The sequence below is a fragment of the Nonomuraea sp. B1E8 genome (assembly GCF_039871515.1).
Taxonomy (GTDB): Bacteria; Actinomycetota; Actinomycetes; order Streptosporangiales; family Streptosporangiaceae; genus Nonomuraea.
The window spans coordinates 470,497-482,174 of sequence record NZ_JBDPLS010000002.1 but is presented as its reverse complement, the minus strand read 5'-3'; the positions used below and the strand labels follow the sequence as shown (position 1 = coordinate 482,174).

General features: G+C 70.1%; 13 protein-coding genes and 1 riboswitch. Of the genes, 6 read left to right on the top strand and 7 right to left on the bottom strand.

Annotated elements, in window-relative coordinates; genetic code table 11:
* Nucleotides 1–14 precede the first annotated feature (14 nt).
* A riboswitch (ZMP/ZTP riboswitch) is annotated at nucleotides 15–97 on the bottom strand.
* Between the two features lie 84 nt (nucleotides 98–181).
* A complete protein-coding gene (locus tag ABGA98_RS11225) occupies nucleotides 182–1,120 on the bottom strand; it encodes a YihY/virulence factor BrkB family protein (protein ID WP_347618145.1) in 939 nt (312 codons plus the stop codon).
* Between the two features lie 141 nt (nucleotides 1,121–1,261).
* The gene (locus ABGA98_RS11220) at nucleotides 1,262–1,636 is read right to left on the bottom strand and encodes a YccF domain-containing protein (protein WP_347618144.1); all 375 of its coding nucleotides are present in this window, start codon (nucleotides 1,634–1,636) and stop codon (nucleotides 1,262–1,264) included.
* A gap of 235 nt (nucleotides 1,637–1,871) precedes the next feature.
* On the opposite strand from ABGA98_RS11220, the gene ABGA98_RS11215 reads away from it, so the two are divergent.
* The 4 genes from ABGA98_RS11215 to ABGA98_RS11200 all read left to right on the top strand — a co-directional run bounded on the left by ABGA98_RS11215 (nucleotide 1,872) and on the right by ABGA98_RS11200 (nucleotide 5,606).
* Nucleotides 1,872–1,997: a hypothetical protein gene (locus ABGA98_RS11215; RefSeq protein WP_347618143.1), complete on the top strand. Its 126-nt coding sequence runs from the start codon at nucleotides 1,872–1,874 to the stop codon at nucleotides 1,995–1,997.
* 255 nt (nucleotides 1,998–2,252) lie between these two features.
* Nucleotides 2,253–3,941: a nitrite/sulfite reductase gene (locus ABGA98_RS11210; protein WP_347618142.1), complete on the top strand. Its 1,689-nt coding sequence runs from the start codon at nucleotides 2,253–2,255 to the stop codon at nucleotides 3,939–3,941.
* A 163-nt stretch (nucleotides 3,942–4,104) separates the two neighbouring features.
* Entirely contained in the window at nucleotides 4,105–4,833 is a 729-nt protein-coding gene (locus ABGA98_RS11205; RefSeq protein ID WP_347618141.1) for a phosphoadenylyl-sulfate reductase, read from the top strand.
* On the top strand, nucleotides 4,815–5,606 hold the full coding sequence (locus tag ABGA98_RS11200; protein WP_347618140.1) for a sirohydrochlorin chelatase: 792 nt from the start codon (nucleotides 4,815–4,817) through the stop codon (nucleotides 5,604–5,606). The genes ABGA98_RS11205 and ABGA98_RS11200 overlap by 19 nt, the downstream gene beginning before the upstream one ends.
* Nucleotides 5,607–5,693: 87 nt before the next feature.
* Here the strand turns inward: ABGA98_RS11200 and ABGA98_RS11195 are convergent, their stop codons facing one another.
* Nucleotides 5,694–6,446 carry a DUF1707 domain-containing protein gene (locus ABGA98_RS11195; protein WP_347618139.1) on the bottom strand — a complete coding sequence of 251 codons (753 nt, stop codon included), beginning with the start codon at nucleotides 6,444–6,446 and terminating at the stop codon, nucleotides 5,694–5,696.
* 177 nt (nucleotides 6,447–6,623) lie between these two features.
* On the opposite strand from ABGA98_RS11195, the gene ABGA98_RS11190 reads away from it, so the two are divergent.
* Nucleotides 6,624–7,973 carry an ankyrin repeat domain-containing protein gene (locus tag ABGA98_RS11190; RefSeq protein ID WP_347618138.1) on the top strand — a complete coding sequence of 450 codons (1,350 nt, stop codon included), beginning with the start codon at nucleotides 6,624–6,626 and terminating at the stop codon, nucleotides 7,971–7,973.
* A 6-nt stretch (nucleotides 7,974–7,979) separates the two neighbouring features.
* Here the strand turns inward: ABGA98_RS11190 and ABGA98_RS11185 are convergent, their stop codons facing one another.
* The 4 genes from ABGA98_RS11185 to ABGA98_RS11170 form a co-directional block, all read right to left on the bottom strand.
* Nucleotides 7,980–8,567: an HD domain-containing protein gene (locus ABGA98_RS11185; RefSeq protein WP_347618137.1), complete on the bottom strand. Its 588-nt coding sequence runs from the start codon at nucleotides 8,565–8,567 to the stop codon at nucleotides 7,980–7,982.
* Nucleotides 8,568–8,814: 247 nt separating this feature from the next.
* Nucleotides 8,815–9,213 carry a hypothetical protein gene (locus ABGA98_RS11180; RefSeq protein ID WP_347618136.1) on the bottom strand — a complete coding sequence of 133 codons (399 nt, stop codon included), beginning with the start codon at nucleotides 9,211–9,213 and terminating at the stop codon, nucleotides 8,815–8,817.
* Between the two features lie 302 nt (nucleotides 9,214–9,515).
* Nucleotides 9,516–10,409 carry a maleylpyruvate isomerase family mycothiol-dependent enzyme gene (locus tag ABGA98_RS11175; protein ID WP_347618135.1) on the bottom strand — a complete coding sequence of 298 codons (894 nt, stop codon included), beginning with the start codon at nucleotides 10,407–10,409 and terminating at the stop codon, nucleotides 9,516–9,518.
* Nucleotides 10,409–10,960 carry a sigma-70 family RNA polymerase sigma factor gene (locus ABGA98_RS11170; protein WP_347618134.1) on the bottom strand — a complete coding sequence of 184 codons (552 nt, stop codon included), beginning with the start codon at nucleotides 10,958–10,960 and terminating at the stop codon, nucleotides 10,409–10,411. The genes ABGA98_RS11175 and ABGA98_RS11170 overlap by 1 nt, the downstream gene beginning before the upstream one ends.
* A gap of 185 nt (nucleotides 10,961–11,145) precedes the next feature.
* Between ABGA98_RS11170 and ABGA98_RS11165 the strand changes: the two genes are divergently transcribed.
* Nucleotides 11,146–11,571: an OsmC family peroxiredoxin gene (locus ABGA98_RS11165; protein ID WP_347618133.1), complete on the top strand. Its 426-nt coding sequence runs from the start codon at nucleotides 11,146–11,148 to the stop codon at nucleotides 11,569–11,571.
* The last annotated feature ends 107 nt before the right edge of the window (nucleotides 11,572–11,678 follow it).

The window sequence follows — 11,678 nt, the reverse complement described above, 5'->3', positions numbered from 1 at the left end:
TCATCGTGACAATCCGCGAAGACCCAGGCGCACGGCCTCCGCTCCTTTCGCTCCCCGGTGGTCGTTCCCACCCAATGCGCCAGTCGCGTCTCGTCCTAGACGATAGCGGATGCGGCGGGCTCTCACTTCTGCGTGATCTGCACGTTTCTGATCCCGGTCACGGATGGCCGGAGACGGCGGATCACGCGTTGTTCGTACGGCCCACGCCGGGCCAGAGCCGGTCGACCTCGGCGTTCAGGATGGCGCCGATGAGCACGGCCAGCGCGGTGATGTACAACCACAGCAGCAGGGCGATGGGCGCGGCCAGGGAACCGTAGACGGAGACGGGCGAGAACCACGCGGCCAGCACGGCCCTCAGCACCGCCGCGCAGACGATCCACAGGAACAACGCCAGGATGGCGCCGGGCAGCTCGCGGTACCACTTCGTGCGCACCGGGACGCTCACGTGGTAGAGCACGGTCAGGAACAACACCGAGCCGACGATCACGACCGGCCAGTAGAGCACGTCGATGAGGATGCCGTATTCGCCGGGCAGCGTGTCTCTCAGCAGCGTGGGGCCGACGACCAGGATCGGCATGACGATGATGCCGATGACCAGGCCGATGACGTAGAGGCCGAACGACATCAGCCTCGTGCGGATGATGCCGCGCTCCTCGCCCAGCCCGTAGGCGACGGAGATGAGGTCGACGTAGACGTAGAGGGCCCTGGAGCCGGACCACAAGGACAGCAGGAAACCCAGCGAGATGATCGACACCTTGCCGGCGTCGTCGCTGAGCACGTCGGTGATGAGCGGGTTGACGACCTTGGTGACGGCGTCGTCGGTGAACAGCAGGCTCGCCTGCGCGATCACCCAGGCCCTGACCTGACCGACCACTCCTGCTCCCAGCCAGGTGCCGAGCTTGCCGATGACGCCGATCAGGCCCAGCACGAACGGCGGCAGCGACAGCAGCGCGAAGAACGCCGCCTCACCCGCGAGGCCGGTCACCCGGTAGTTGACCCCGGCGTTGGTCGACGCACGGACGATCGCCCACGACTTGGTGTCGAGCACCCAGCTCAGCCTGGCCCGGGCGTTGGAGGCGAGCCCCCTTTTCGGCCGGGAAGGCGCTTCGGTGGACGTCATGGCACCCAACGGTATTCGCAGTTACTCTTCGGCACAGCCTAGCCAATGGTCGCTGCCCATCGGCCCGCCGCCCTACCAGAGCGCCTGGTCGAAACCGTGGTGGCGGTTACCCCCATTAGACGCCGCGCACCCCGCCCGTGGCTAGTCGTTGTCGACGATGCGCGCGCCCAGCGGGAGGAGGGAGACGGGGATCAGCTTGATGTTCGCCACGCCCATCGGGATGCCGATGATGGAGATGAACAGCGGGATCGAGGTGATGACGTGGCCGATGGCCAGCCAGATCCCGGCGACGACGCACCAGATGATGTTGCCGAGCAACGAGAACACCCCGGCGTCGGGGTCGCGCACGACGGTCCTGCCGAACGGCCACAGCGCGTACGCGGCGATCCTGAACGAGGCGATGCCGAACGGAATCGTGATGATCAGGATGCAGCAGATGATCCCCGCCAGTGCGTAGCCCATGGCCAGCCAGATTCCGGCGAACACGAGCCAGATGACGTTCAAGATTGTGCGCATACTCACAGCATGTCACCGGCCCTGCCGTTCGCGTCATCCGGCATCGACCCTGAGATCACCCCGAGACGGGCGCGCGGCCCCTTCCTGGAGGCCCCGCGAACGCCTGCGCGATCTCCATCCATTCCCTCGCCGGGCGCCCCGCCATCTCCAGCGCGGTGTCCGGCACATGGATGCGCTGGGTAGGTTCACGCGCGCCAGCCTGACCGGAACAACCTTCTAGGAGAATAATGCAGGTGTGATCTGCGAGAGCTGCAAGGACAAGCGCCACGACGACTGCCGCGGCGGCTCGTGGTGCGACTGCCAGCACCAGACCGCGGAGCAGGCCAAGGAGTCGGAGCTGGACTGGCCGCGCCAGGGCTGAACGATCCCACACTCTGGACCCCTTCTTGGACATCCCGAACGGCCGGGGTATCTTCGTTGTATGCCAGCGGACCCCATGCTCGTCGGTCGACGCCACGTCGACCTGCTGCGTGTCCGCAGTGCCATCTGTTGCGACGCCCGCTGACCGCCATCTTTCTTTTGCCGCTGAGCGCGCGTCGCATCCCCTCCTGCACCCCTGCCCTCGATGACGAGGCGGGAGGACCATAGCGCGCGCCCATGATCCGAAGGACGCGCAATGAGCACTCCTGCCAGCCGCACTCCCGCCAGTCGCCATCACCGGCGCCCGCGCGGCGAAGGCCAGTGGGCTCTCGGTTACCGCGAGCCGCTCAACAAGAACGAAGAGAACAAGAAGAACGACGACGGCCTCAACGTCCGCCAGCGCATCATCGACATCTACTCCAAACGGGGCTTCGACTCCATCGACCCGGCCGACCTGCGCGGCCGCATGCGCTGGTACGGCCTCTACACCCAGCGCAGGCCCGGCATCGACGGCGGCAAGACGGCGATCCTCGAGCCCGAGGAGCTCGACGACCGCTACTTCATGCTGCGCGTGCGCATCGACGGCGGGCAGCTCGACCTGGCCCAGCTGCGCACGATCGCCGACATCGCCAACGAATATGCCCGCGGCACCGCCGACCTGACCGACCGCCAGAACATCCAGCTCCACTGGATCGAGATCGAGTCGGTGCCGGACATCTGGGAGCGCCTGGAGGCGGTCGGCCTGTCCACCACGGAGGCCTGCGGCGACACCCCGCGCGTGATCCTCGGGTGCCCGCTGGCCGGCATCGACACCGACGAGGTGCTGGACGCCACGGAGCAGATCCGTGAGCTGAAGGAGCGCGTCATCGGCAACCCGGCCTACTCCAACCTGCCGCGCAAGTTCAAGACGGCGCTGAGCGGCTGCCCCGCCCACTGCACGGTCCACGAGATCAACGACGTGGCGTTCGTCGGGGTGGTCAACGAGCGCGGCGAGGCCGGCTACGACCTGTGGGTCGGCGGCGGCCTGTCGACCAACCCGATGCTGGCCAAGCGGCTGGGCGTGTTCGTCCGGCCCGACCAGGTGGGCGACGTGCACGAGGGCGTCACCGGGATATTCCGCGACTACGGCTACCGGCGGCTGCGGCACAGGGCGAGGCTCAAGTTCCTGGTCAACGACTGGGGCGTGGAGAAGTTCCGTGAGGTGCTGGAGCAGGAATACCTCAAGGAGCCGCTGCCCGACGGGCCCGCCCCCGAGCCGCCCCGCGGCAGCCGGCGCGACCACGTCGGCGTCTTCCCGCAGAAGGACGGCGCCTTCTACGTCGGCTTCGCCCCCAAGGTGGGCCGGGTCGACGGCGACAAGCTCCATCAGATCGCCGACATCGCCGAGCGGCACGGCTCAGGCCGGGTCCGCACGACGATCGAGCAGAAGATGGTCATCCTCGACGTCGCTCCTGACCAGGTCGACTCCCTCGTGGCCGAGCTGGAGTCCGCCGACCTGCGGGTCAGGCCGTCCACGTTCCGCCGCCAGACGATGGCCTGCACCGGCATCGAGTTCTGCAAACTGGCCATCGTCGAGACCAAGTCGGCGGCCGCCGGCCTGATCGACGAGCTGGAGCGCCGGCTGCCGTCGTTCGACGAGCCGCTGACCATCAACGTCAACGGCTGCCCCAACGCCTGCGCCCGCACCCAGACCGCCGACATCGGTCTGAAGGGCCAGCTCGTGGTCGACGAGAACGGCGAGCAGGTCGAGGGCTTCCAGATCCACCTGGGCGGCTCGCTGGGCGTCAACTCGGGCTTCGGCCGCAAGGTCAGAGGGCTGAAGACCACCGCCAAGGCGCTGCCCGACTACGTCGCGCGGGTCGTGTCCCACTACGACGACCAGAAGAAGGAAGGCGAGTCGTTCGCCGACTGGGTGCAGCGAGCGGACGAGGCCGACCTGAAATGACCACACGAGCGGTTCCCTTCCACTGCCCGTACTGCGGCGACGAGGACCTCGAACCCTACGAGGGCGAACTCGACGACGCCGGGCACGGCACGGGCGGCAGCTGGTACTGCCGTGCCTGCGCTCGTGCTTTCAAGCTGAGGTTTCTCGGGATCGGAGTGAGGATATGACGCTGGTCGACCTCGAGGTCGTCCTAAGAGATCAACGCGGCGTGCTCGACCTGACGGACATCGTCGAGTCCGCCGCGACCGCTCTGGAGGGCGCCCCCGCGCGCGAGATCATCCGCTGGGCGGCGGCGACCTTCGGCGAGCGTCTGTGCCTGACCTCCTCCATGAGCGACGCGCTGCTCATCGATCTGGTGAGCCGGGTCAAACCCGGCGTCGACGTGTTGTTCATCGACACCGGCTACCACTTCGCCGAGACGATCGGCACGCGGGACGCCGTGCGGCAGGTCTATGACGTCAATGTGATCGACATCAAGCCGTCGCGGACGGTCGACGAGCAGGATCGCGAGCTCGGCCCGCGCCTGTTCGGCCGCAACCCCGACCTCTGCTGCTACCTGCGCAAGGTGGAGCCGCTCAACCGGGCGCTGGAGCCGTACCTCGCGTGGATCTCCGGCATCCGCCGCGACGAGTCGCCGAGCCGGACGAACACCAGGGTCGTCGAGTGGGACGCCAAGCGGCAGATGGTCAAGGTCAATCCGATCGCCGCCTGGACGCAGGACGACGTCGACAACTACATCGCCGACAACGGGGTGCTGATCAACCCGTTGCACTACGACAACTACCCCTCGATCGGCTGCGCCCCCTGCACGCGGCAGGTCGCGGATGGTGAGGATCCGCGCAGCGGTCGCTGGGCGGGCCTGGGGAAGGTCGAATGCGGCATTCACCTGTGATCCCCGACAGGGGCTCCGTCCCGTTGGCAGGCGGGGCGGCCCCCGGCCGCGTGCCACTGGTGGCGGTGGCGCACGGGTCACGCGACCCGCGCGCCGCCGCCACCGTGGCCGCGCTGCTCGACCGGGTGCGCATGGAGCGCCCCGACGTGCCCGTACGCGTGGCCTATCTCGACCACTGCGCCCCCACGCTCGGGCAGGCGCTGGCCGGGCTCGACGAGGCCGTGGTGCTGCCTCTGCTGCTCACCGAGGCGTACCACAGCCGGGTCGATCTGCCCGCGGCGCTCAACGAGGTCAGGGCGCGCCATCCGCGCCTGCGCGTGCACTACGGCACCACGCTCGGGCCGCACCCGCTGCTGCCGGCCGCGCTGGAGCGGCGGCTGGCCGGGGCGGGCGTGCCCGCGGGCGACCCGGACACGGCGGTGGTACTGGTGTCGGCCGGTTCCAGCGACGCCAGGGCCAACGCGGTGGTCTCCGGGATGGCCCGGGGGTGGCGGCGCTCCGGCTGGTGGTCGGTGTCGGCCGCCTACGCCTCCGCGGCCGATCCGTCTCCTGCCGAGGCGGTCTCCGCGCTGCTGCGCTCCGGCGCGCCGCGGGTGGCCGTCGCCCCCTATCTGCTGGCTCCCGGCTACTTCGCCGACAAGGTACGGCAGGCCACGCTGGAGGCCGGCGCCGAGGTCGTGGCCGACGTGCTCGGGCCCGCTCCCGAACTGGTCGGCGTGCTGCTGGAACGGTACGAAGCGGCCCAGCGGCGGCCGGTGCCCGTCGCCGGCTGAGATCTCACCGCCCCGTCGCGGCCCGGCTGAGGCGGTGGTGGGGCGGCGGGGTCGACGGCCCCCGGGGTCGCGGTCCCGTGGGTGGGTTCAGTAACCGCGGTTGAGGTCGCGGTTCATGTCGCGCACCTGCCGGTTCAGCTCGCGGGTCTCGTCACGCACCAGCCGGTTCAGCTCGCGGGTGTCGTGGCGGAGCTGCCTGCCCAGCTCGCGCCAGTCCTCTCCGTGCAACATCCGCCAGTGCTCCCGCCAGGCCGACAGTTTGCGCTTGATCGGCTTCGCGCGCGAGTCGCCGACCACCTTGACGTCGCCCATCACGGCGTACGCCTGCACGCGCACGACGGGCACGTTCGCTCCCTGGGCGCCCTCCAGGACGTCCACCTTCTTGTCGCCCATGATGGCCACGCCGTCGAGGTCCACGTTCACCCCGTCGGGCACGATGATCTTCACGTCGCCCATCACGGAGACGGCCATGATGTCGACCGAGTTGGTCCGCACCTCCGCCTCGCGCAGGTCGAGCACGACGTCCCCCATCACGGCGACCGCGCCGAGCTCCTGGTCGATCCGCCAGGTGCCGCGCCGCTTGGAGTCGCCCATGATGCCCACGAACCAGCGCCGCTTGCGTCCTGAGGCGGCGGGCGGCGCGGGGGCGGGCGCGCCGCCGGTGGGGAGGTCCTGGGTGAGCAGGGCCAACTCGGCTTGCGTGGTCGCGGTGTACGCGGCCTCCGTGCGGTCGGTCAGCTCGGCGAGCGTGAGCCTGCCCTCCACCGAGGCGACACGGAGTTGTTCGACGACGGCCTCACGCTCGGCGTCCGACGCACGGACCTCACCCGGATCAGTCATACTCGCAACATATCGCGTCTTGTCCGGCATCGCGCTCTCCGGGAGGAAACTGTCTCGCCTCTGACCATGCACGTCGCCCTGGAGTTCGAACCTCCGGAGGCCGGGACGCGTACCACGCCATGACACGGGGCCCTGGCATGGTCCGGGGCGCGGCCGGACCAGGCTAGGGTCCCTGTCATGCATGAGGAACAGCTCTACCGCGCGGCGTTGAACGGCGATTCCGAGACCGTGGGCAAGCTGCTGGCCGGCGGCGCCGACCCCAACACGCCCAGCGAGGGCGAGGAGGAGGGCCTGCCGCTGTGTGCGGCCGCGGCCTGGGACCGCACCGAGGTGGCCACGACGCTGCTGACGGCCGGGGCCGAGGTCGACGGCAGGGAGACCGGCGGCTGGACGGCGCTGCTGTGGGCCGCCGCCAACGGGCACGCCGCCACCGCCAGGGTGCTGGTCGAGGCGGGCGCCGAGGTCGACGCGACCAACGACGACGGCGACACCCCGCTGTCGCTGGCCGCCAGGCGCGGCGCGCTGGGTGTGGTGCGGGTGCTGCTGGAGGCGGACGCCGACGCCGAGAAGTACGACGGCGACGGCGACACGCCGCTCGACATCGCGGCCGACTGGGTGGGAGTGCACCTGGAGAGCGCCCTGCTCGACCAGATCGAGCAGGAGGGCTGGGAGCACACCGTGACCCGCCGGCACACCAAGGACGGCACCGAGCTGGTCACCGTGACCGGCCGCTCGCCCGACGGCACGCAGACCGAGCAGGTGCAGGCGCAGCGCGGCCACGCGGCCGTCGCGACCCTGCTGGAGGACGCGACGGGCGTCCACGAGCCGGTCGACCGGCTCGTGGCGCGGGCCGTCGCGCACCGCGACCTCGACGAGGACGCCGAGACGTGGTGGATCGTCGCCGACTCGCTGGCCAAGCGCGGAGACGAGGAGACCTACGAGGCGCTGTCCCGGCTTTGCGTGAGCGAGGACGCCAGGGAGCGCGAGTTCGGCGTGGACGCCATCGCCCAGTTCGGCGTCACCGAGGACGAGAAGCCCTACGCCGACAGGACGCTGCCGCTGCTGGCGAAGATGGTCACCACGGAGGGCAACCCGCAGGTGCTGCGCTCGGTCCTGGCCGCGCTCGGCCATCAGGGCGATCCGAGGGCGCTGCCGTACGTGCTGGACATCCTCGGGCGTCCCGGGCGCACGCGGACGATGACCGACGCGATCGCGCTGGCCGACGTGCTGCCGCCGGACCACCAGGAGGGTCTCGCCCTGCTCATCGAGATGACCCAGGACGACGACCCGGACATCCGCGACTGGGCCACGGCCGGGCTCGCGGGCCTGTCGGCCGACACGCCCGTCATCCGGGAGGCGCTGGCGGCCCGGCTCACCGACACGAACCTGCGTGCGGTGGCCGAGGCCACGCGCGGGCTCGCGACCCGCGGCGACGAGCGGGCGGCGCAGGGGGCGGAGCGGGTGCTGGCCGAGAGCGACGACGAATACGCCAGAAACCTCGTCACCGGGCCGCCGGCGGCGGGGTGAGCGCGGTCAGTCGCCGTTGAGCACGCGGGTCACCCATTCCAGGGTCCCCGTGCTCAAAGCCTCCTCCGCCAGGCGTTTCCCCGTCGTGGTCTTGATCGCCGCGAGCGAGCTGTCGATCCAGCCCTGCACGTTCTGGTGCCCCTGCTCCCGATACTCGACCGCCTGGATGAGGCACTCCAGTTTGTCGGCGTCGCGTGCGCACACGGCCTCGAGGCTCGCCTTCTCCTCGTACTCGGCGACCGCGTCGCCCACCATGTCCGCCACCTCCGCGGACACGCCCCGCACCTGGTCGGCGGTGACGTCCTCGTTGGAGGCCGCCTTGAGGTAGCGCTTGCCGATGTAGGGGATGTCGGTGATGCGGGTCTCCTGCGTGTCATGGAACAGGCTCATGAACGCGGCCCGCTCCGGATTCGCGCCCTCCAGTTTGGCGATCATGCCCGCGATGACGGCGGCGCGGAACGAGTGCTCGGCGATGCTCTCGGGGTCGCGTACGCCCGCGACCAGCCACCCGGTCCTCTTGTAGCGCTTGAGCAGCCCGAACTCGTACAGCAGCCCGGCCAGGCCCGTCACGTCTCCCATCACGTCGTCGGTCATGTGGCCCCCTCTCGTCGTGCGCGGCGGGCCCGGTCGGCCAGCAGGTCTGGATCGGAGCCGCCCGCCAAGGATTAATCAGGATGATGGAGTCCGACCAGATTCGCAACAACCTTTGGCCATATTTCACTCCGCGCCCGTATTATCCAGCACTTTCCTCGGATAAATAGACGAATGCCGCGGCTGGCCATCCGGCCACGGCATTCGTCCTTTCCTTCGGAGGCGGTGACGACACCGCCCACCGCGGGCGCTACTGGTCGACCGGCCACCAGTCGAAGAAGTCGAACCCGCCCTCGTTGTCGTCGTGGTGCGGCCAGTGCGTCTTCGTAGGCGTCGGGGCCGGCGTGGCCGTGGGCGTGGGCGTCACCACGACGATGCGCGGCCGGACCGGCCGGTCGTCATGGTGGCGCTTGTGACGGAACTTGCGGTGGTGGAAGTGATCGTCGTGGTCGTGGTGATGGCGACCGCCCCACCAGGGGCCTTTGGGCCAGCGGTTGCAGTGACGCTTGCAGCCGAGCACCGGCTTCTCTCCGGCGGCGACCCCGAACGCGGCCGGGACGACGGCAACGCCTGCGCTCGCGCCGGCGATCCCCTGGCTCACGGGAAGGAGCATGACGCCGGCGGCCGCGCCGGCCAGAGCCACCGACATGATGCGCCTTTTTCTCGGCGCGCGCGGTTGCCGACTTTCTGTATTCTCGTGCATTCTTTTCCGTCCATGGGTAGATCGACCCAGAAAATCCGGCACCCATCATGATCGAGTGTCCGGACAGAGGCAGACTTACCCAGGAACGGATTCTCGTTTAACCCCATGAACCCAAACAACGCGTCAAATCAAAGGACTCCGGAGGAGGGGTCGTTCAACAAGGTTTTCGCCGTTGTTTGCCCGCCAGTGGGCATGGCACGAGGCTGATCTTCTGAGGCCCGGGCCGCGTCCGCCCGGGACGAGCCCGGCTACGGGCCGGACAGAGCTGGTGCGGCGGTCAGCACGTCCCTGGCAAGGGCGAGGTCACCGCCCAGCTCCGCCGGGAAGGCGGCCGGGTCTCCCCTGCCGCCGAGCAGGAAGCAGAACGCCACCACGTCCGCCGTGATGCTGACGTCGGGAGTGCCCGGGGTCGTCTCCTCCGCGCCCAGGGGGATGCGCCACTCGCCGCCGCCGTCGCCCGTCAAGGTGAGGTGCAGGGTGTGTCCCGCGCCGCCGTCCATCCCCGAGAGGAGCATCGTCCAGGGCAGCAGGCGGGCGCACAGGTCGGCGGTCGGGTGGATGTGCTCCGCGATCGGGTCGGGCAGGCGGACCCTGGCCGTCGCCGCGGCGTCGGCGGTGTGGATCCAGGTCTCCAGGCTCCGGCCGAGGATGTGGTCGCCCAGTGCTATTTCCAGGCCGTCGAGGGTGGCCGCCGTGGCGGGATCCAGGCCCGCCAGGTGGCGGCAGAGCGCGTCCGCCTGGGCGCGCCAGTCCCTGCGCGTTTGCTCGGGGCTGCGTGACCGCTCATAGGCCTGCAGATCCCGCGTACGGGCCAGCGAGTCGGTCGTGCCGATGGGCGGTCCGAGCACGGGAGCTCCGACGGAGGCGGCCAGCAGGCCGTCCTTGGCGGCCAGGTGGGCGACGAGCTCCTGCAGGGTCCAGCCTTCGACGATCACGCGCGACCAGTCGTCGCCGGCCGCCTCGGCCAGCAGGGCGTCCATGGCGGCGACCCGGCCCGCGTACGGCTCCGCCCAGACGGCGGTGGGCGCCGCGGGTCCGCGCCGGGCCCTCGCGCCGGCCAGGAGCTGGGGACGCAACGAGTGGGCCGGCACCGCCGGGTCCGCCATCAGCGCGTCCAGGTAAAGACGCTCGACGGGGTCCATCACACCTCTTCCTCCGCGAGCGCGTCCGCCAGGCGCCGTAACGCCAGCCGGATGCGCGATTTCGCCGTGCCCTCGGGCATGCCGAGTTCCTCGCCGACCTGCCGGTAGGTCCTGCCGCCGAAATAGGCGAGCTCGAGCGCCTCCCGCAGGCTCCCGGGTAACGACGTCACGGCCTGCCGCACCCGCTCGGCCTCGTCGGCGGCGAGCACGGTGTCCTCCGGCCTGGCGGGCTCGCGTTCGAACAACCGCGGCCCCAGCGCCGACACCCGGCGCCGTTCCTCCGCGCGCACGTGATCGACCGCGCGCCGGTGCGCGATCGTGGCCAGCCAGGCGCGCAGGGGCCCGCGCTCCGGATCGTAGGCCAGTGGACGTTCCCAGAAGACCAGGAACACCTCCTGCGTGATGTCCTCGGCGATCATCCGATCCCTGGTGACCCGGAGGGAGAGACCGAAGATCAGCGAGGAGAGCCGGTCGTAGATCTCCCCCAGAGCGGACTCGTCGCCGCCGACCACCCGCTGGTGCAGCACGCGGTCGTCGTACGGTGCCTCCACTGGCACCACACTCCCGTTTGAATCCGGACCAAGGCGGCACGTGCGCCGCGACCCGAGCATGTCACTATTCGGAGGAAATGTAGAGCTGGATGACGAGCGAATGTCCCCCGTGCCGGTGCGCGCCTCCTCGGGGCTCGATCCGGCGCGCGATAGCTTCGGAGATCCACGACGGAGGGAGCACCACCATGGCCACCACGCGCACCGCCACCACCCAGTGGAAGGGCGCTCTGCTCGACGGCTCGGGCAGCGTCTCGCTCGACTCATCGGGCGCCGGCACCTTCGAGATCTCCTGGCCGTCCAGGGCCGAGGCGGCGGGCGGCAAGACGTCTCCCGAGGAGCTCATCGCGGCCGCCCACTCGTCGTGCTTCTCGATGGCGCTCTCCCACGGGCTGGCCGGCGCCGGCACGCCCCCCGCCTCGCTGCAGACCAGCGCCGACGTGACGTTCCAGCCCGGCGAGGGCATCACGGGCATCGTGCTCACGGTGAAGGGGCACGTCCCCGGCATCACGGCCGAGCAGTTCCAGCAGGCCGCCGAGACGGCCAAGGCCGGCTGCCCGGTCAGCAAGGCCCTGGCGGGCACCACGATCTCGCTCAACGCCGAACTGCTCTAGCCTCCGCCTCGGGTCGGCCGGCGGCGCGGACGCGTGCCCGGCCGGCCCGGTACGAAGGGCGATCTGCTCAGTGCAAGACCAAGGCCGCTTCAACGTGCGACAATCAG